This window comes from Novosphingobium arvoryzae (assembly GCF_014652615.1).
Classification (GTDB): domain Bacteria; phylum Pseudomonadota; class Alphaproteobacteria; order Sphingomonadales; family Sphingomonadaceae; genus Novosphingobium; species Novosphingobium arvoryzae.
On the sequence record NZ_BMZD01000003.1, the window covers coordinates 172,402 to 192,174 of the forward strand.

The following is a 19,773-nucleotide window of genomic DNA, read 5'->3' on the forward strand; positions in this document are numbered from 1 at the left end:
TGGACGACTCGCAACAGGTTGAGCATGGCCGGCCAGCCCTGCGGCTACCCCATCGGCAGCCACAGGGCCTTCACGATCAGCGCTGGCCGATCGGCACGTAATCGCGCTGCGTCGGGCCGGTGTAGAGCTGACGCGGACGGCCGATCTTCTGGCCGGGGTCCGAGATCATTTCGTTCCACTGCGCCACCCAGCCCACAGTGCGCGCCAGCGCGAACAGGGCGGTGAACATCGTGGTCGGGAAGCCGATCGCCGAGAGGATGATGCCCGAATAGAAGTCCACGTTCGGGAACAGCTTCTTCTCGATGAAGTAGGGATCGCTCAGCGCGATTTCTTCAAGCCGCAGCGCGGTTTCGAACAGCGGATCGGTGACCTTCAGCGCATCGAACACTTCGCGCACGGTCTTCTGCATGACGGTCGCGCGCGGGTCGTAGTTCTTGTAGACGCGGTGGCCGAAGCCCATCAGGCGGAACGGATCGTTCTTGTCCTTCGCGCGCTCGATGTAGTGCGGGATCTTGTCGGGCGTGCCGATTTCCTTGAGCATGTTGAGCGCGGCTTCGTTCGCGCCGCCATGCGCCGGACCCCACAGGCAGGCAATGCCGGCCGCGATGCACGCAAACGGGTTGGCCCCCGACGAACCGGCGAGGCGCACGGTGCTGGTCGAGGCATTCTGTTCGTGGTCGGCATGGAGGATGAAGATCCGGTCCATCGCCTTTTCGACCGCCGGGATCACTTCATATTCCTCGGCCGGAACGCCGAAGGTCATGCGCAGGAAGTTGCCGGTGTAGGACAGCTTGTTGTCCGGATAGACGAACGGCTGACCGACCGAATACTTGTATGCCATCGCCGCGATGGTGGGCATCTTGGCGATCAGGCGGTGCGAGCTGATCTTGCGGTGGGTCGGGTCGGAAATGTCGGTCGAGTCGTGGTAGAACGCCGAGAGCGCGCCGACCACACCGCACATGATCGCCATCGGGTGCGCATCGCGGCGGAACCCGCGATAAAACGTCGACAGCTGCTCATGCAGCATCGTGTGGCGGGTGATGGTGTTCTCGAACTTGGCCAGTTCGTCCGCGCTGGGCAGCTCGCCATTCAGCAGCAGGTAGCTGACTTCCATGAAGCTGGAATGTTCGGCCAGCTGGCCGATCGGATAGCCACGGTGCAGCAGGACGCCTTCGTCACCATCGATATAGGTCAGCGCGCTTTCGCAGCTGGCCGTGCTGGTGAAGCCGGGGTCATAGGTGAACATGCCCGTCTGGGCGTAAAGCTTGCGGATATCGACCACATCCGGACCGACACTGCCCGAAAGCACGGGATAATCGAACTCACCGCTGCCGGTGCTCAGCTTCACCTGATTGCCCACCTGTCTCACTCCATAAAAACTGTTTCGTCCTTAGGCGGCGATTGCCTGCGCGGCAATCCGCGCCAGACTTTCGTCCCGCCCAAGCAGAACCAGCACATCGAAAATACCCGGGGAGGTTGACTGCCCCGTTAGCGCGGCCCGTAGGGGTTGCGCAAGCTTGCCCAGACCAAGGCCCAGTTCTTCCGCCATCGCCTTGAGCGCGGCTTCCAGCGCTTCGAGCGACCAGTCGTCCTGCGCGGCCAGCCGGGCGTTGATCTGGCCGAGCAGCGCGCGCGCCTCGTCGGTCAACAGGGCTTCCGCCTTGGGCTCCAGCGTCAGCGGGCGCTGGGCGAACAGGAACGCGGCCCCGGCGGCCAGTTCGTTCACGTCCTTGGCGCGGACCTTGAGCACGGGCATCGCGCGGGCCAGCAGGTCCAGATCGACCGATCCCGTCATCCGGGCGCCGACCAGTTCGGCCAGCCGGGCATCGTCGGCTTCGCGCAGGTAATGCCCGTTGAGGTTCTGCAGCTTGGCGATGTCGAACCGCGACGGGCTCTTGCCGACATGGTCGATATCAAACCAGGCGATCGCCTGTTCGCGGCTGATGATCTCGTTGTCGCCGTGGCCCCAACCCAGTCGGAGCAGGTAGTTGAACATGGCTTCCGGCAGGATGCCCAGCTCATCGCGATACACGTCCACGCCCAGCGCGCCGTGGCGCTTCGACAGCTTGGCCCCGTCCGATCCGTGGATCAGCGGGATGTGGCCATAGGCCGGACGCGGCCAGCCCATCGCGTCGATGATCGCCAACTGGCGAAAGGCATTGTTGAGGTGGTCGTCACCCCGGATCACGTGGGTCACACCCATGTCGTGATCGTCGACGACGACGGCCAGCATGTAGGTCGGCGTGCCGTCGGAGCGCAGCAGCACGAAATCGTCCAGCTCCGCATTCGCGACCGTGACCGTGCCCTGGACAAGATCCTCGATCACCGTCTCACCCTCACGCGGGGCCTTGATCCGGACGACATAGGGCTGGCCTTCGGGCCAGGTCGCCGGATCGGCATCGCGCCATTCGCTGACGATGCGGAACGGACGACGCTCCGCCTGGGCAGCTTCGCGGCGGGCGGTCAGTTCTTCCGGGGTCAGGTAGCAGCGATAGGCGTGGCCAGCCGCGAGCAGCTGGTGAGCGACTTCGGCATGACGGTCCGAGCGCGAGAACTGGAACACGGCCGGCTCGTCACCCCCCAGGCCCAGCCACTCCAGCCCGTCGAAAATCGCCTCGATCGCCGGCTCGGTCGAGCGGGCGCGATCGGTATCCTCGATCCGCAGCAGGTACTTGCCGCCATGGTGGCGGGCGAACAGCCAGTTGAACAGCGCGGTGCGGGCACCGCCGATATGCAGGTAGCCGGTGGGCGAGGGGGCAAACCGCGTCACGACGCCGCGACCGTCCGCCGCTGCTCCGCCAGTTACGCTTGTGCTTGCCATTGACCCTTCCATCCTGTCATTTGCGGGCATGGCCAGCAGCGCGCCGCCAACCATCCCCATGGGCAACGAGCCGCCTGACGGCGCTGCATTGCAGCATAGCCCTTGGCGCAACCGCGCCGACTTGGCAAGCGCACTTGCGCGCCTTGAGCAATTCCTTGAACGCAGCGGCTTCGACCGTGCGCCGTGGCTGGTGGTGGCATTCGGGGCGGGGATCGCCGCATGGTTCCTGCTGGATAACCGGTGGCAGTGGCTGGGCCTGCTGGCCGCCTGCGGTGCAACGGTGCTGGCCGCCATGGCAGCCCTGCGTCCGGATGGTCGTTTTCCCTTTCTGCGGCAGGCCGTGATCGCACTGGCGATCATGCTGGCGGGCGGCTGCATGCTGGTCTGGGCCAAGTCCGAACTGGTGGGAACGCGGCCAATCGAGCGCCCCATGGTGACCGTGCTGACGGGCACTGTGCTGGACCGGGTCGAACAACCGGCGGAAGGGCGGGTACGGTTGCTGCTGGCGACCCGTGAGCCGGAGAGCGGGCGCGCGATCCGGGTGCGGATCAATCTGCCGCTGGAGCGTGACGCGCCGGCCATCGCGGAGGGCGCCAGGTTGCGCTTGCGCGCGCGGCTGATGCCGCCGGCGCCGCCGATGTTGCCAGGCGGCTATGATTTCGCCCGGGCGGCCTGGTTTTCCGGGCTCGCGGCTACCGGCAGTGTGCTGGGAGACGTCACCGTGATCGCCCCTGCCGGGCAGGTCAGCCCCCTGCGCGCGGCCCAGCGCGCCCTTTCGGCCCATGTCCGCGCGAATCTGGATGGTTCGCCCGGCGCGATTGCGGCGGCCTTTGCCAGCGGGGATCGCGGCGCGATTGCCGAAGCCGACGAAATCGCGATGCGGCACGCCGGGCTGACGCACCTGCTGTCAATTAGCGGCCTCCATGTCAGCGCGATGATTGCCGCGGCCTATTTCCTGGCCAGCCGGCTGCTGGGGCTGTGGCCCTGGCTGGCGCTGCGGGTGCGCATACCCCTGATTGCCGCCGCGGTCGGCGCGATAACCGGGGTCGGCTATACCCTGCTGACCGGGGCGGAGGTGCCGACCGTGCGCAGTTGCATCGGTGCGCTGCTGGTCCTGGCGGCGCTGGCGCTGGGGCGTGAGCCACTCTCGCTGCGGCTGCTGGCCGTGGCCGCGTTCGTAGTGCTGCTGTTCTGGCCCGAAGCGCTGGCGGGGCCGAGCTTCCAGATGAGCTTCGCGGCCGTGGCGGCGATCATCGCGCTGCACGGAACGGCGCGCATGCGGGCGTTCATGGCCCCGCGCGACGAGCCCTGGTGGACCCGGCTGCTGCGCAACCTCGCCGCGGTGACCGCCACCGGCCTGGTGATCGAGCTGGCCCTGATGCCCATCGGCCTGTTTCACTTTCACCAGTCCGGTGTTTACGGCGCTCTGGCCAACGTGGTTGCGATCCCGCTAACCACGTTCCTGTCGATGCCGCTGATTGCGGTGGCGCTGCTGTTCGACCTGTTCGGAGCGGGGGGGGCGTTCTGGTGGCTGGCGGGCAAGTCGCTGGAGGCCCTGCTGGCGCTGGCGCACGGCACGGCGGCCATGCCGGGCGCGGTCAGCCGGATGCCGGCGATGGGGGAGGGGGCCTTTGCGCTGTTCGTGGCGGGCGGGCTGTGGCTGGCGCTGTGGAGTGGCAGGGTCCGGCTGCTGGGCGCGGTGCCAGCGGCCGCAGGTGCCATGCTGCTGACCGCCCTGGCGCCGCCAGACGTGCTGATTTCCGGCGACGGGCGCCATGTCGGCATTACCGGCGAAGTGCCTGGTGCGCTGCTGGTCCTGCGCGAATCGCGCAGTGACTTTGCGCGCGACAATCTGACCGAACTGGCCGGGATGGACGGCGATACCCGGCCGCTGACGGCTTGGCCGGGAGCGCGCTGCAACCGCGATTTCTGCGCGATCCGGCTGGTGCGGGACGGGAAAGCGTGGAACCTGCTGATGACGCGCGGAATGGACCTGGTGGCCGAGCGCGAGCTTGCCGCCGCCTGTGAGCGGGTCGATATCGTGATCTCGGACCGTTACCTGCCGCGCAGCTGCCGCCCGCGCTGGCTGAAAGCGGACCGGCGCATGCTGGATCGCAGCGGGGGACTGACGATTGACCTGGCGGCCCACCGCGTGCGCGGCGTGGCGCAGAGCCAGGGTCAACATGGCTGGTGGAGCCCCCGCACTGCCTATCCGTCGCAACTGCGCGGCCCGGTACCGCCGGGGTCCACACCCGCACCACAAGCGGATCAACCTGAAACCGGACCAGACGCGAAAACGCCCGCAGCGGGGGCTACGGGCGCTTCGTAAACCGGGCGGGATCGTCCCGGATCAGTGATAGCGGCGCAGCAGGCCCGCCAGCTTGCCTTGCACCAGCACTTCGCCGGGGCTGTAGATCTGCGGTTCATAGGCAGCGTTGGCGGGATCGAGCCGGACCTTGCCGTTCTCACGGCGCAGATACTTCAGCGTCGCTTCCTCGCCGCGCACCAGCGCCACCACGATTTCGCCGTCGCGGGCGCTGTCGGTGCGGCGGATCAGGGCGTAGTCGCCATCGAGAATGCCCGCTTCGATCATCGAATCGCCGGAGACTTCCAGCGCGTAATGTTCGCCCGCGCCGAGCAGCGCGGCGGGGACCGGCAGGGTTGCCGAGGTTTCCAGCGCCTCGATCGGGACACCGGCGGCGATGCGGCCATGCAGCGGGATCTCGATCACGTCGTTGGCCGGAGCGGGCTTTGCTTCCGGCGGGCGCACCACGGCGGCGGCGCTGTTGACGTTCGCGGCGCGCGGCGAAGCCTTGGTGCCGACGTCTTCGGGCTGACGCAGCACTTCGAGCGCGCGGGCGCGGTTGGGCAGGCGGCGGATGAAGCCGCGTTCCTCCAGCGCGGAGATCAGGCGGTGCACGCCCGACTTCGACTTGAGGTCCAGCGCCTCCTTCATTTCCTCGAACGAGGGGGACACGCCGGTTTCCTCAAGGCGGACCTGGATGAAGCGGATCAACTCGTGCTGCTTGCGGGTCAGCATGCGCGCATCACTCCTTTGCAAACGATGCGCGGTAACCGGAATGTTCCTGCATCGTTCAGTGAACGAATGCGGAACAAGTAAGCAACTTCGATTCGCCCGTCAAGCAATTCCGCCATTTCCGAGCTATCTGGCGGAACCGTGGAACCGTCAGGCCGGTGCGCGCCAATCACCCGACTTGCCGCCGCGCTTTTCGATCAGGCGCACGCCGTCGATCACCATCGCCTTGTCGACCGCCTTGGCCATGTCATAGATGGTCAGCAGCGCGACGCTGGCGGCGGTCAGGGCTTCCATTTCGACCCCGGTCTTGCCGGTCAGGCTGGCAGTGGTGGTGACGCGCACCGCATCGGCTTCCACCTCGAAATCCACCGTCACGGCATCCAGCGCGAGTGGATGGCACAGCGGGATCAGGTCTGCGGTTTTCTTGGCGGCCATGATCCCGGCAATGCGCGCGGCGGCGAGGACGTCCCCCTTGGGCACGGTCCCGTCGCGGATCGCCGAGAGGGCTGCCGCGTTCATGGTAATGCGGCCTGATGCGACCGCGACGCGCTGGGTGGCCGCCTTGCCGCCGACATCGACCATCCGCGCGTGTCCGGCGGCGTCGAGGTGCGTGAGATCAGCCATGCAGCAGTGCGCGGGTCGCGGCGGCAACGTCAGCCTGCCGCATCAGGCTTTCCCCCACCAGGAACGTACGCGCGCCGCACGGGGCGAGGCGCAGCAGATCGGCATGGCTGTTGATCCCGCTTTCGCTGACCAGCAGGGTGCCTTCAGGGGCCAGCGGGGCGAGCCGCTCGGTCGTACCGATATCGGTGACGAAGCGCTTCAGATCGCGGTTGTTGACGCCGATCAGGCGCGATTTCAGGCGCGCGGCGCGTTCCATCTCAGCCTCGTTGTGGACTTCGACCAGCACGTCCATGCCAAGCTCCAGCGCGGCGGCTTCAATCTCCGCCATCAGCGCGTCGTCCAGCGCGGCCACGATGATCAGGATCGCGTCCGCGCCAATCGCGCGGGCCTCTGCCACTTGCCAGGTGTCGATCATGAAGTCCTTGCGCAGGACCGGCAGGTCGCAGGCCGCGCGGGCAGCGATCAGGTAATCCTCATGCCCCTGGAAATAGGGCGCGTCGGTCAATACCGACAGGCACGCCGCGCCGCCCGCCTGATACGCCCGGGCGTGGTCCGCCGGGTGGAAATCGGGGCGGATCAGGCCCTTCGACGGGCTGGCCTTCTTAATCTCGGCAATCAGGGCAAACCCATCCGCCGCTTTCGCTTCCAGTGCGGCGCGAAACCCGCGCGGTGCGGTCTGCGTAGCGGCGCGTGCGGCAAGGTCAGCGAGGCTTGCCAGCGGCTTGCGCGCGGCGACTTCCTGGCGCTTGGTGTCGCAGATTTCGGTCAGCTTGTCGGTCATTGTACGGTATCGATCCAGCAGTCGAGCAGGCCCTTGGCCAGCCCCTTGTCGATGGCCTCGGCGGCTTCCTCGACCCCTTCGAGCCAGTCCTCGACCTCACCGGCCACCAGCAGCGCGGCGGCGGAATTGAGCAGGACGGCATCGCGGTAGGCGCCGGGTTGGCCCAGCAGCAACTGGCGCAGCGCGGCCGCGTTATAGGCCGCATCCCCGCCGCGCAGCGCATCGAGCGGGTGCGGGGCAAGGCCCGCGTTATCGGGCGAAATCTCGGTGCCAATGCCGCTGAGGCCGATGCTGGCCATATAGCTGGTCCCGGCAATCGACAGTTCGTCCAGCCCTTCGGCCCCGGACACGATCAGCGCGGCCTCGGTATCGAGCAATTGCATCGCATCGCGGTAGAGCGCGATCAGCGATGGGTGCGCCACGCCCACCAGCTGGCGCGTGACGCCCGCCGGATTGGCCAGCGGCCCGCACAAGTTGAAGATCGTGCGCCGCCCCAGCGCCTTGCGGATCGGGCCGACGCGGGCAAGGGCCGGATGGTGCGCCTGCGCGAACAGGAACGCGATGCCAAGGTCGGGCAGGGTCTGTTCGGCCAGTTCCGAGGCGCGGGCGAGGTTCAGGCCCAGCGCTTCCAGCGTGTCCGCGCCGCCCGCCTTGCTCGACGCCGCGCGATTGCCGTGCTTGGCCACGGGCACGCCGCAGGCCGCGACGACCAGCGCCACGGCGGTCGAGACGTTTAGGCTGTGCTGGCCGTCACCGCCGGTGCCGCAGACGTCGATCGCGCCGGCGGGCGCGGCAATCCGCTGCATCCGCGCGCGCATCGCCCGCACGACCCCGGCCACTTCGGCGGCGGTTTCGCCCCGGTCGGCGAGTTCGATCAGGGTTGCGGCGATCTCGCCGTCTTCCATCTCGCCATCGAGCATCCGCCCGAACAGCGCCTCGGCGTCGGACAGCGACAGCGTCATGCGAGCTCGCGCGCCTCGATCCCGCAGATGTTCAGGAAGTTTGCCAGCATCGCGTGGCCGTGTTCGGTGGCGATGCTTTCCGGGTGGAATTGCACGCCGTGGATCGGCAGGTCGCGGTGGCGGAAGCCCATGACGTGCTCGTCATCGCTGGTGGCGTTGACGATCAGCGTATTGGGAATGTCCTGCACGATCAGCGAGTGATAGCGCGTGGCAATGAAAGGCGAGGGCAGCCCCTTGAACAGGCCGGTGCCATCGTGGCTGACCGGCGAGACCTTGCCATGCATCAGCCCGCCGCGCACCACCTTGCCGCCGAAATACTGGCCGATGGACTGGTGGCCGAGGCACACGCCCAGCAGCGGCAGCTGCGCATCCGCGCACGCACCGACCAGATCGAGGCTGATCCCGGCCTCATTGGGCGTGCAGGGGCCGGGCGAAATCAGGAAGCCTTCCGCGCCAGTGGCCAGGGCCTGCGCGGCGGTCATCGCATCGTTGCGCACGACCTCCACCTCGGCCCCCAGTTCCATCAGGTAATGGACGAGGTTCCAGGTGAAGCTGTCATAATTGTCGATGACCAGGATCATGGCATTGGCCTCTAGTCGCGGACGGGCGGTTTCGCCAGCAGTTTTGCCAGATCGCGCTTCCAGAATTTGGCCCAGGTATGGGTGCCATGCCCCTTGGTTTCGGCGCTGGCGGGGATCAAAATGAAGCGCGCGCGGGGCATTTGCCGGGTGTGCTTTTGCGCCAGCCCCAGTTCGGGCGGATTGATGAAATCGTCCGCCGAATTGATCCATAGCGTGTGCACGGTGATCTTCGCCAGCAACGGGGCGGGATTGTAACTGCGCGAACTGTCGAGCTGATAGATCTGGTCGTTGGCATCCGCGCCCCCGGCCGCCGCGGCCGCATAGGCCGAGCCGAGGTAGGCGTCTGCTTGTGCGGCAGTCGGATGCTGGGCCTGCAACGCGACCGGGTTCGCCCCGGCAATCAGGGTGAGATAGCGGGCCGTGCGCAGCCCTTGCTCCGGCGGGCTGGCATAGTTGCCGCCGTTCCAGACCGGATCGGCCTTGATCGCCTCGATCGACATGCGCCGCCACGCCCGGTTGCGCCCCGCGATTTCGACGGCGTTGCAAGCGAACGGAGCGAGGCGCCGGGCAAAGCCGGGGCGCGTGGTGCCCCACACGAAGGCGTGCATGCAGCCCATCGACGTGCCGAGGATCAGCTCCAGCCGCTTCACGCCCAGCCCTTCGGTCAGCAGGCGGTGCTGGGCGGCGACCATGTCGTCATAGTCATAGCGCGGAAAGCCCATGCGCAGGCCGTCGCTGGGCTTCGACGATCCGCCGTGGCCGATATTGTCGGGCAGGATCACGTAGTATCTGGTGATGTCGAGCGGCTGGCCGGGGCCATAGAGCTCATCCGCGAATTGCGGGCGGAAGAACTGCTTGCCGGTGCCGCCCGTGCCGTGGAGGACCATCACAGCATTGGTGATTTCCCCGCTGGCGTCACGGCGCGGGGTGCCCAGCGTGGTGACGCGCAGCTTCAGTTCCGGCAGTGTTTCCCCGCTGCCAAAGCGGAAATCCTTCAGAACGATATCGCGCTCGCTGGCCCGTGCGGCCCAGTCTTCAGCGGTTGCCGGAACGGTAAGCGTGGCGGCCAGCAGGGCGGCGGCGAGGGCAGGAATCTTGCGCATGGGCGGCATTGCTAACCGCCATGCTCGTGCGGTCAAGGTTCCGTTGGTCCAGCTGTTGGTCCAGCTGTTATTGGCCGAACTGCGCCTCGCCCGCCACGCGCACGGCTTCCCGCGCGGCGGCGATCAGGGCGCTGGCCTTGGCTTCGCATTCGCGCTGTTCATAGGCGGGATCGCTGTCAGCCACGATGCCCGCGCCCGCCTGCACGTGCAGCAGCCCGTCCTTGACCACCCCGGTGCGCAGCACGATGCAGCTGTCGAGATTGCCGTCCGGCCCGAAATAGCCGACCCCGCCGGCATAGGCGCCGCGCGTTTCCGGCTCCAATCCGGCGATGATCTCACACGCGCGAACCTTGGGCGCGCCGCTGACAGTTCCGGCGGGAAAGCCCGCGAACACGGCGTCGATGGCATCGTGATGCGCGGCGTCGAGCCGCCCGACCACGTTGGAAACGATGTGCATCACATGGCTGTAGCGTTCGATGGTGTAGCTGTCGGTCACGCGGACGGTGCCGGCCTCGGCCACGCGGCCCACATCGTTGCGGCCCAGATCCAGCAGCATCAGGTGTTCGGCGCGTTCCTTGGGATCGGCCAGCAGGCTGATCTCGTTGGCCTTGTCCTCTTCCGCCGTCTTGCCGCGCGGACGGGTGCCGGCGATAGGCCGGATCGTCACTTCGCCGTCGCGCACGCGGACCAGGATTTCGGGGCTTGAGCCGGTCAGTGCAAAGCCCGGCAGGTCGAGGAAATAGAGGAACGGCGAGGGGTTCACCCGGCGCAGCGCGCGGTAGAGCGCCAGCGGGGGCAGGGTGAACGGGCAGGTAAAGCGCTGCGCCAGCACCACCTGAAAGATGTCACCCGCCTCGATGTAGTCCTTCGCACGGGCGACCATGCCCGCATACTGGCCGGGGGCCATCGTCGGAATCAGCGCCGGTTCGGGCAGGGTGGGGGCGCTGGCGACCACGGGCGCGGCCTGTGCCAGCTTGCGCAGCGCCGCGTCGATCCGCTCCTGCGCCGCTTCGAGCAGATGTTCGGGCGCGGCGGCTGCCGGCCAGACCGGCGCGACGCAATAGAGCGCATCGCTCAGCCGGTCGAACACCAGGATCAGCGCGGGGCGGACAAACAGCATGTCCGGCAGGTCCAGCGGATTGTCCGCCGGGCGCGGCAGCTTTTCGACCAGGCCATAGGTTTCATAGCCGAAGTAACCGACCAGGCAGGCCAGCACCGGCGGCAGCGCGGCAGGAACGTCGATCCGACAGGACGCGACCAGCGCGCGCAGCTCGGTCAGGCTGTCACCCGGCAGCGCCTTGAACGCCGCGCGGTCATGACGCCAGTCGGCGTTGACTTCGCAGGCCGCCCCGGTCGCCCGGAACACCAGGTCGGGGTCGAGGCCCAGCAGGCTGTAGCGCCCGCGCACCTCGCCGCCTTCGACGCTTTCCAGCAGGAAATCGCCGCGCCCGTCCTCGATCAGCTTCACCGCCGCGCCGACCGGGGTTTCCGTGTCGGCGATCAGTTGCCGCCAGATCAGCGCAGGCCGTCCGTCCGATAGCGCAGCTCTGGCTGCATCCCAGTTTTCAGGCCGCATGCCGGACATCGTGCAACTCCGGATCAGTTCCCGCCCTTGAGGCGGTTGGCGGCGGCCTTGATCGCGTCTTCGTTGCGCTTCACGCCCACTTCCTTGCGCATGGCGGCGACCAGCTGGGCGGAGTATTCCTGGCCCGTGATCTGCTGGAAGGTCTGGCGGAATTCCGGCAGGCGCGGATCGGCGGGATCGACCTTGCCGGGGATCACGTCGGTCACCTTGACCACATACCATCCGCGATTGCGCGGCGCGGCGAGCAGCCCGACCTTGCCCTTGGCGGCGGCAAACAGCAGCGCCAGCGGCGGCGGGGTCTGCTGGCCCATCGCCTGCAGCCGTTCGCGCTCCATGTCGACCTTGTCGACCGGGGGCAGCGGCAGGCCGAGCTGGGCGACGGCGGCCGAGAGGTCGGTGCCCTTCTTGGCGGCGGCTTCCAGCTTCTTGGCGGCTTCACGCGCGGCGACCGCGCCCTTGGCCAGCTGGTATTCCGCGATCACCTGCGCCTTCACTTCAGCCAGCGGCGGGGCGCTGGAGGTGTTGATCTGGCCGACGTCGAAGATCACGAACGTCTTGCCGGCCTCGACTTCGGCCAGCTGCGGCTGCCCTTCGGACTCCATCGCGAAGGCCGCCTGAACGACCTTGGCGAGCACGGCCGGGGCGGTTTCACCCGGCTTGCCCAGCACGTTGCCATCCGCCGTAAGGGCAGCGGTGCTGGCCAGCGTCAGGCCCATTTCCTTGGCGACATCGGCGAGGCTGCCACCGTTGTCGAACTCTTCCTCGATCCCGGCGGAAAAGTCGGTGAGCGCCGCGCGGCGCTTTTCGGCGGCGATGGCGGTGACCAGCTCGGCGCGAACCTGCTCCAGCGAACGGGCCGGCTTGCCGTCGATCGCGTCGACGCGCAGCAGCGCGAAGCCGAGCGGGGTCTTGAGCGGGCCGATGACCTTGCCCTGCGCGGCGGCAAAGGCGGCTTCGGCCACGGCCGCGTTGGTCTGGCCAGAGAGCTTTTCGCGGCTCAGCAGGCCCAGGTTGGCGACGGCCAGCCCCTTGGAGGAAGCCGCCGCTTCCAGCGACTTGCCACCTGCGATTTCCGCCGCAACGGCCTTTGCGGCTGCGTCGGTCGGCAGCACCAGCTGGACGATCCGGCGCGATTCCGACGCCGCGTACTGCGCCTTGTTGGCGTTGTAGCGCGCCGCGATTTCCGCCTCGGTCGGGGCAGGCACGGTTTTCAGCACGCTGTCATCGAACACCGCGTAGCGCAGGATCCGGCTTTCCGGACGGACATAGTCCTTCTGGTTGGCCGCATACCATTTACCCAGTTCCGCGTCGTTCGGCACCGCCTTGGGCGCAAACACGGCAGACGGCAGCAGCGCGATCTGGCCGGTGCGGCGCTCGGTATTCACGCCTGCGTAGCGGACGGCCAGTTCGTTCGGCACGGCCAGACCCAGTTCGGTGCCGCCGACCAGCTGGCGGGCCATCAGGCGCTGCGCGATCTGGTTGCGCAGCTGGGCATCGGTCAGCCGACGCTGGGCCAGGAACGCCCGGTAGCTGACATCGCTGACCTTGCCGTCGATCCCGCGCGCATCGGGAATCTTGGCGATTTCACTGTCAATCAGACGGCTGGAGATGTGAATGCCGTGGGCCTCGCCAAAGGCGCGGATCGCGTTCATGTCGATCAGGTTGTCGAGCACGCGGTTGACGCCGTTCTGATTGACGAAGGCAGCCATCGACAGCGTCGGATATTGAGCACGTAGATTATTTACCTCACGGGCGCTGGCCTGTTCCAGTTCGGCCGTGTCGATCCTGCCCTTGCCAACGGTCGCCACGCGGTCACCGCCGCCCACGCCGCCGAACGAGCCTGTGGATGAAATGTCCCCGCCGGCAAACGCCACGGCGATCAGCGCCACGAAACCAAGCGCGAGGATCGCGCCCAGCTTGGAGGAGAACATGCTGCGAATGAACTGGATCATGTGTTTGTCGTCAAACCCTTGCTGCCGGAATCGAACCGCAATTCCCGCACTGTTGCGGCGGCTTTAAGCACCATTCGCGCTTCCCGCAATGGCGCAAGGAGCCGGGGCAGGGGGCGTGCGCTTCACCGTGTTGCGGTGCGGCAGGGCTTTGACAAGCGCGCCCAAGCTTGCTTAGGCGCTTGCGCACGCAATCCGCCCGCATTCGAACCGGCGGAAACAGAATCGGCAAAACAGGGACAATTCATGGCTAACCGCCCATACATCGTCGGCAACTGGAAGATGAACGGAACCCGCGCGCTGCTGGCCGAGGCCAGGGCGATCGATCGCGGCGCGGCACGGGCCGCCGGGGTCCGCGTGGCCATCGCGCCGCCGTTCACGCTGATCAACCCGATGGCGGACGCCGTGCAGGAAATCGGCGTTGGCGGGCAGGATTGCCATGTCCAGCCGTCGGGCGCCTACACCGGCGACATTTCCGCGCCGATGCTCAAGGATGCGGGCGCCAGCTTCACCATCGTCGGCCACAGCGAGCGTCGGGCCATGCACGGCGAAAGCGATGCCGTGGTCCTCGCGAAGGCCGGGGCCGCGCTGGCGGCCGGGCTCGATGTGATCATCTGTGTCGGCGAGACCGAGGCCGAGCGTGATGCCGGCCAGGCGGAGAGCGTGGTCTGCGCGCAATTGCAGGGATCGCTCCCCACGGGTGAGGATGTGGCCGCGAAAGTGACGGTCGCGTATGAACCGGTCTGGGCCATCGGCACGGGCCGGGTTCCCTCGGTGGACGACGTCAGCGCCATGCACCGCGCGATTCGCGACCGGCTGGTGGCGATCTATGGCGAGGACGGCGCTGGCGTGCAGATCCTCTATGGCGGCTCGGTCAATGCCGGCAACGCCGCCGAACTGCTGAGCGCGGACGAAGTGGGCGGCGCGCTGGTCGGCGGGGCCAGCCTGACGGCCGAGAGCTTCCTGGCCATCGTCGTTGCCGCGGGCGGCTCCGTCAGCGAATAATCCCCTTCGGCTTGCAAGCCGGGCCGCGCGCGCCTAGATGCGCGGCTATTGCTGTTATTCGCAGGAAAGCCATGTCGCTGTTCATCTTCCTTACCGTCGTCCAGGCGATCGTTGCCACCCTGCTGGTGACGGTCATTCTCATGCAGAAGTCCGAAGGCGGCGGGCTGGGCGTTGGCGGCAGCCCCACCGGGCTGATGTCGGCGCGTGGCGCGGCGGATTTCCTGACCCGCTCCACCGCCATTCTGGCGACCCTGTTCGTCGTGCTGAGCATTGCGCTGGCCGTCATGGCGGTGGGCACCACGTCCAGCCGCGAACTGGACACGTCGCTGGAACGCGGCGCTGCGCCGGTGCAGAGCGCCCCGGTCGATCCGCTGGGCGCGGCAGCGCAGCCCGCGCCGGGTGCATCTCCGGCAGCGGCTCCGGCGGCTCCGGCCGATCCGCTCGGCAGCGCGACCAAGCAGTAACTCCGCTTTTCCGCCCGTCTCCGCCCGCGCGCAGCCGCTTGCTGGCGCGCGGGGTGCGGCGGGCTGTTTCATTTCAACTGTGGATTGCCGCAAGCCTGGCTTGCGGTATCCCCCCTGTTCGGATTAAGGCGCAACTCCCATGGCGCGGTTCATTTTCATCACCGGCGGCGTGGTCTCCTCGCTCGGCAAAGGCCTCATGGCGGCAAGCCTCGCAGCGCTGCTGCAGGCGCGCGGATTCAAGGTCCGCATTCGCAAGTTCGATCCCTATCTGAACGTCGATCCGGGCACGATGAGCCCGTATCAGCACGGTGAAGTGTTCGTGACCGACGATGGCGCGGAAACCGACCTCGACCTGGGGCATTACGAGCGTTTCACCGGTGTTTCGGCGCGTCAGGCGGATAACATCACCTCGGGCCGGATCTACCGCGACATCATCGCCAAGGAACGCCGGGGCGACTACCTGGGCGCCACCGTGCAGGTCATCCCGCACGTGACCGACGCGATCAAGGACTTCGCCAAGGCCGATACCGACGACCTCGATTTCGTGCTCTGCGAAATCGGCGGCACCGTGGGCGATATCGAAGGCCTGCCCTTCATCGAGGCGCTGCGCCAGCTGCACAACGAGCTTGACCGCGACCAGACCTGCTTTGTCCACGTCACGCTGGTGCCCTACATCGCCGCGGCGGGTGAGCTGAAGACCAAGCCGACCCAGCATTCCGTGCGCGAGCTGACCGGCCTTGGCATCCAGCCCGACATCCTGCTGTGCCGCTGCGAAAAGCCGCTGCCGGATAACGAGCGCGCCAAGATCGCGCTGTTCTGCAACGTCCGCAAGGAAGCGGTGATCCCCGCGCTCGATGCGTCCAGCATCTATTCGGTGCCACTGCAGTATCACGCCGAAGGACTGGACGCCGAAGTGCTGCACCACTTCGGGATGACCGCACCGGCGCCCGACCTGGCGCGCTGGGACGATATCGTCGACCGCCATCAGCACCCCGAAGGCGAAGTCACCATTGGTGTGGTCGGCAAGTATGTCGGCCTGCCCGATGCCTACAAGTCGCTCAACGAGGCACTGGTCCACGGCGGCATGGCCAACCGGGTCAAGGTCAATATCAAGTGGCTGGACGCGGAACTGTTCGAAGCGGACGACGAGGAAATCGCCGCCCGGCTGGAGCCGATGCACGGCATCCTGGTGCCCGGCGGCTTCGGCATTCGCGGATCCGAAGGCAAGATCGCCAGCGTTCGCTTCGCGCGCGAGCGCAAGGTTCCGTTCTTCGGCATTTGCCTGGGCATGCAGATGGCCTGCATCGAAGCCGCGCGTAACACCGCCGGTATTGCCGGGGCCGGATCGACCGAGTTCGGCGAAACGACCGAGCCGGTGGTCGGCATCATCACCGAGTGGATGAGCCCCGAAGGCCTGCAAACGCGCGGGGCGGATACCGATTTGGGCGGCACGATGCGGCTGGGCGCCTATGAGGCGAAGCTTTCGGCCAACAGCCATGTCTCGGCCATCTACGGCGGGGCAACCAGCATCTTCGAACGCCACCGGCACCGCTATGAAGTGAACAGCGCCTACCGTGACCGGCTGGAGCAGGGCGGACTGGTGTTTTCCGGCATGTCGCCTGACGGCCTGTTGCCGGAAATCGTGGAGCGCCCGGACCATCCGTGGTTCGTCGGCGTGCAATTCCACCCGGAACTGAAGAGCCGTCCGTTCGATCCGCATCCGCTGTTTGCCGGCTTCATTGCCGCTGCGCTGCGTCAGGCGCGACTGGTCTGAACGCGCGCTCGATTGCCCCCGGCTGGCTCGGCGCGGGGTAATTTGTGAGAAGGTTTCAAGGCAATCGGTTGCAACTTGATGCTAACCAAAGAAACATCTTGCCAAAGCGGAGGCCAACCCCGTAGCGACAGTTTCGTTAAGACGGATTCGCAATAACACCGGAAAAACCGGGTTGGGTCACAAGGAGTTGTCGAGACGTCCGAAATGCGGGTTACCCGTTCGTAACCCCGTTCGTTGTGTTTTCCTTGCGGACCTGAAATGCAGTACTGCCGGTGAAATACGGATCGGTTCGTGACCAGATTTTCAGCTTGTGGCGCTCTGATCGTCTTCTGCGACCCGGACGATCAAGGTAGCGACAAGGCGGTGCGAAAGCATCGCGGGGGCGGAACCGCAAGGCTCCGCCCCCAACGCGTTTCAGTCACACCGGAAATTGGGTCAGCGACGCCCGCTGCGGTCAGGCAGCGGCGCTTTCGGCATCGGTATCGCGCACCACGCTGAGCGATTTTTGCGTGCCGACCGGGATCGTCTTGGGCTTCATCGCTTCGGGCACTTCGCGCACCAGATCGATCGCCAGCAAGCCGTCTTCAAGGTTCGCGGCGTCCACCCGGACGTAGTCGGCCAGCTCGAACCGGCGTTCGAACCCGCGCTGGGCGATGCCGACGTGCAGGAACTGGCCGGCGGGCGCTTCCTCGCTCTTGCGGCCCTGGACGACCAGCAGGTTCTGCTGGGCGGTAATCTCGATGTCCGACGGCTTGAACCCGGCGACGGCCAGGGTGATGCGATAGGCGTCTTCGCCCCGGCGTTCGATGTTGAAGGGCGGGTAATTGTCGCCACTGTTCAGCCGCGAGTGGTTCTCGAGCAGGTCAAACAGGCGGTCAAAGCCGACCATGGTGCGGCGATAGGGGGTGAAATCGAAACGGTTCATGGCAAAATCCTCCAATGAGCAATTCTGTTCAGTTCAGGAAGCCCGAAACCCGGCGCTTCCGCTGGCGTCATCCCCTTGCGGGCCATGACACCTCTCCACAGATATGATAGCGCACAGCCGTTTCAAGGGGTGATCGCCAGCCCCGCCGGAAAGGACCGCCAATGCCGACGCCGAAGATCGAGATCTATACCAAGTGGGGCTGCCCCTATTGCGTGCGGGCCAAGGCGCTGCTCGACGGCAAGGGCATGACCTACACCGAATACGACATCACGATGGGCGGGCCGAAGCGGGACGAAATGCAGGCCCGTGTCCCCGGTGCGATGACCGTGCCGCAGATCCTGATCGACGATCAGCCGGTCGGCGGCTGCGACGATCTGCACGCGCTGGACCGCGCGGGCAAGCTGGACCCGATGCTGGGGCTGTGACCGGCCGATGACCCGGATCGCGTTGTTCCAGATGACCACCGGCATCGATCCGGCCACCAATGCGCGGGCGCTGGTCGAAGCTGTGGAAGGTGCCGCGGCGGGCGGGGCGGCGATGCTGTTTACGCCCGAAATGTCGGGCCTGCTCGATCGCGACCGCGCGCGAGCCAGCGGACACATCGTGGCCGAGGCAGACAATCCCGTGCTGGCGGCCGTGCGCGATGCCGCCGCCCGGACGGGCACCTGGGTGCACCTGGGCAGCCTGGCCGTGGCGCGCGAAGGCGATGACCGCTGGGCCAATCGCGGCTTCGTGATCGACGCCAGTGGCAACATCGCGGCCCGGTATGACAAGATCCACATGTTCGATGTCGATCTGGCCACCGGCGAAAGCTGGCGCGAATCGAATGCCTATACGCCCGGCGAAGCGGTCGTAACGGTCGCCACGCCAGTCGGGCGACTGGGGCTGGCGATCTGCTACGACTTGCGCTTTCCGGCCTTGTTCGAGGCGCTGGGCCGCCAGCAATGCGATGTTATCGCCATCCCGGCCGCCTTCACCGTGCCGACGGGCGCGGCCCATTGGCACGTGCTGCAACGGGCCCGCGCGATCGAGGCCAGCGCCTTTGTGGTCGCCGCCGCGCAAGTCGGCCAGCACGAGGACGGCCGGGCAACTTATGGCCACAGCCTGGTGATCGATCCGTGGGGCGAGGTACTGACGGACATGGGGGGAGATGCCGCCCGCGTGGAATGCGTCGAGCTCGACCTCACCCGGCTTGCCGAAGTGCGCGCCCAGCTGCCAAGCCTGTTCAACAAGCGGTCCATCCCATGATCGTGTTCGACCTGACCTGTGCCGATCACGGCCACCGCTTCGAGGGCTGGTTTGCCTCGTCCGAAGATTTCGAGGCGCAGCAGGCGCGCGCGCTGGTGACCTGCCCGCAGTGCGGCTGCGCCAGCGTCAGCAAGGCGCCAATGGCGCCGGCCGTGCCCCGCAAGGGCAATCAGGCCTCGGCCCAGCCAGCCGCGCCGCCGCTGGCCGGCGGTGCCTTGCCGCCCGAAGCGCAGGCCATGCTGGCCCGGCTGGCCGAGTTTCAGGCCGAAGCGATCAAGCAATCGCAGTGGGTGGGGGACAAGTTCGCGGACGTTTCCCGCGCCATGCATTACGGCGAACAGGATCCCGCGCCGGTCTATGGCCAGGCGAGTGTGGACGAGGCCAAGGCGCTGGTGGAAGAGGGCATCCCGGTCCTGCCGCTGCCATTCCCGGTGGCTCCGCCAGACAAGCTCAACTGATTGCGGCGGCCTGCATCCACCCGATTGCCAACTGCACCCACCGCCGCCTATGAGAGCGCCGGGCGCCCGTAGCTCAGCAGGATAGAGCACCAGATTCCTAATCTGGGGGCCATGGGTTCGAATCCCGTCGGGCGCACCAACTTTTCCGCCAGCACTTTTCTCGTTCACGCTATCCGAGCCAGCACTAGCCGCGCGTTAGACCCATCGGCCGAACCAATCAGTCTTGCTGGATTTTGGGGAAGGGTGGTGGACGCACTAGGGCTCGAACCTAGGACCCGCTGATTAAGAGTCAGCTGCTCTACCAACTGAGCTATGCGTCCACACGGCGGCTTTTCCGCGGCCCCCGACGCGTCGGGGAGCGCCTCCTTTAGCGGAATCTTCGGGTAAGGGAAGGGGGGATTTGAACTTTTTTTCGCCAGCGCGGAAACCGGCCCGGATTATGGTGCAACGTCTTGA

The 19,773-nt window shown here is 66.8% G+C and carries 18 protein-coding genes and 2 tRNA genes; 8 read left to right on the plus strand and 12 right to left on the minus strand.

What is annotated here, in order from left to right; translation table 11 throughout:
• Positions 1-76 precede the first annotated feature (76 nt).
• Both IE113_RS07370 and gltX read right to left on the minus strand, forming a co-directional pair.
• Positions 77-1,360, minus strand: a complete 1,284-nt coding sequence (locus IE113_RS07370) for a citrate synthase (protein ID WP_189540008.1) — start codon at positions 1,358-1,360, stop codon at positions 77-79.
• A 30-nt stretch (positions 1,361-1,390) separates the two neighbouring features.
• Positions 1,391-2,821 (minus strand): glutamate--tRNA ligase, encoded by a 1,431-nt coding sequence (gltX, locus tag IE113_RS07375; protein ID WP_189540010.1) that lies wholly within the window; start codon positions 2,819-2,821, stop codon positions 1,391-1,393.
• A gap of 28 nt (positions 2,822-2,849) precedes the next feature.
• On the opposite strand from gltX, the gene IE113_RS07380 reads away from it, so the two are divergent.
• Entirely contained in the window at positions 2,850-5,150 is a 2,301-nt protein-coding gene (locus IE113_RS07380) for a ComEC/Rec2 family competence protein (RefSeq protein WP_189540012.1), read from the plus strand.
• A 21-nt stretch (positions 5,151-5,171) separates the two neighbouring features.
• Here IE113_RS07380 and lexA read toward each other — a convergent pair whose 3' ends face one another.
• The 8 genes from lexA to IE113_RS07420 form a co-directional block, all read right to left on the minus strand.
• Complete coding sequence (gene lexA, locus IE113_RS07385; RefSeq protein ID WP_189540014.1) at positions 5,172-5,861, minus strand: transcriptional repressor LexA; 690 nt, start codon at positions 5,859-5,861, stop codon at positions 5,172-5,174.
• A 147-nt stretch (positions 5,862-6,008) separates the two neighbouring features.
• Positions 6,009-6,482, minus strand: a complete 474-nt coding sequence (gene moaC, locus IE113_RS07390) for a cyclic pyranopterin monophosphate synthase MoaC (protein WP_189540015.1) — start codon at positions 6,480-6,482, stop codon at positions 6,009-6,011.
• Positions 6,475-7,263 carry an indole-3-glycerol phosphate synthase TrpC gene (gene trpC / locus IE113_RS07395; RefSeq protein WP_189540017.1) on the minus strand — a complete coding sequence of 263 codons (789 nt, stop codon included), beginning with the start codon at positions 7,261-7,263 and terminating at the stop codon, positions 6,475-6,477. The genes moaC and trpC overlap by 8 nt, the downstream gene beginning before the upstream one ends.
• Entirely contained in the window at positions 7,260-8,225 is a 966-nt protein-coding gene (trpD, locus tag IE113_RS07400; protein WP_189540018.1) for an anthranilate phosphoribosyltransferase, read from the minus strand. Before trpD ends, trpC begins: the two co-directional genes overlap by 4 nt.
• A complete protein-coding gene (locus tag IE113_RS07405; protein WP_189540020.1) occupies positions 8,222-8,806 on the minus strand; it encodes an anthranilate synthase component II in 585 nt (194 codons plus the stop codon). The genes trpD and IE113_RS07405 overlap by 4 nt, the downstream gene beginning before the upstream one ends.
• A gap of 11 nt (positions 8,807-8,817) precedes the next feature.
• Positions 8,818-9,909, minus strand: coding sequence for an alpha/beta fold hydrolase (locus tag IE113_RS07410; protein WP_189540022.1), 1,092 nt, complete (start codon positions 9,907-9,909; stop codon positions 8,818-8,820).
• A gap of 67 nt (positions 9,910-9,976) precedes the next feature.
• A complete protein-coding gene (locus tag IE113_RS07415; protein WP_373297850.1) occupies positions 9,977-11,494 on the minus strand; it encodes an anthranilate synthase component I family protein in 1,518 nt (505 codons plus the stop codon).
• 14 nt (positions 11,495-11,508) lie between these two features.
• Positions 11,509-13,446: a peptidylprolyl isomerase gene (locus tag IE113_RS07420; protein WP_189540024.1), complete on the minus strand. Its 1,938-nt coding sequence runs from the start codon at positions 13,444-13,446 to the stop codon at positions 11,509-11,511.
• A gap of 243 nt (positions 13,447-13,689) precedes the next feature.
• Between IE113_RS07420 and tpiA the strand changes: the two genes are divergently transcribed.
• From tpiA to pyrG, 3 genes are all read left to right on the plus strand, one after another.
• Positions 13,690-14,448, plus strand: coding sequence for a triose-phosphate isomerase (gene tpiA / locus IE113_RS07425; protein WP_189540026.1), 759 nt, complete (start codon positions 13,690-13,692; stop codon positions 14,446-14,448).
• Positions 14,449-14,519: 71 nt separating this feature from the next.
• Positions 14,520-14,912, plus strand: a complete 393-nt coding sequence (gene secG / locus IE113_RS07430) for a preprotein translocase subunit SecG (RefSeq protein WP_189540028.1) — start codon at positions 14,520-14,522, stop codon at positions 14,910-14,912.
• Between the two features lie 139 nt (positions 14,913-15,051).
• On the plus strand, positions 15,052-16,686 hold the full coding sequence (pyrG, locus tag IE113_RS07435) for a CTP synthase (protein ID WP_189540030.1): 1,635 nt from the start codon (positions 15,052-15,054) through the stop codon (positions 16,684-16,686).
• 454 nt (positions 16,687-17,140) lie between these two features.
• On the opposite strand, the gene IE113_RS07440 is transcribed toward pyrG, so the two are convergent.
• Positions 17,141-17,611 (minus strand): Hsp20 family protein, encoded by a 471-nt coding sequence (locus IE113_RS07440; protein ID WP_189540032.1) that lies wholly within the window; start codon positions 17,609-17,611, stop codon positions 17,141-17,143.
• Between the two features lie 161 nt (positions 17,612-17,772).
• Between IE113_RS07440 and grxC the strand changes: the two genes are divergently transcribed.
• The 4 genes from grxC (at position 17,773) to IE113_RS07460 (ending at position 19,456) form a co-directional block, all read left to right on the plus strand.
• Positions 17,773-18,036: a glutaredoxin 3 gene (grxC, locus tag IE113_RS07445; RefSeq protein WP_189540035.1), complete on the plus strand. Its 264-nt coding sequence runs from the start codon at positions 17,773-17,775 to the stop codon at positions 18,034-18,036.
• A 7-nt stretch (positions 18,037-18,043) separates the two neighbouring features.
• Positions 18,044-18,859, plus strand: a complete 816-nt coding sequence (locus IE113_RS07450) for a carbon-nitrogen hydrolase family protein (protein WP_189540037.1) — start codon at positions 18,044-18,046, stop codon at positions 18,857-18,859.
• A complete protein-coding gene (locus IE113_RS07455; protein ID WP_189540039.1) occupies positions 18,856-19,317 on the plus strand; it encodes a DUF1178 family protein in 462 nt (153 codons plus the stop codon). Before IE113_RS07450 ends, IE113_RS07455 begins: the two co-directional genes overlap by 4 nt.
• 62 nt (positions 19,318-19,379) lie before the next feature.
• A tRNA-Arg gene (locus IE113_RS07460) sits at positions 19,380-19,456 on the plus strand.
• Between the two features lie 105 nt (positions 19,457-19,561).
• Here IE113_RS07460 and IE113_RS07465 read toward each other — a convergent pair.
• Positions 19,562-19,637 (minus strand) — tRNA-Lys (locus IE113_RS07465).
• Positions 19,638-19,773 lie beyond the last annotated feature (136 nt).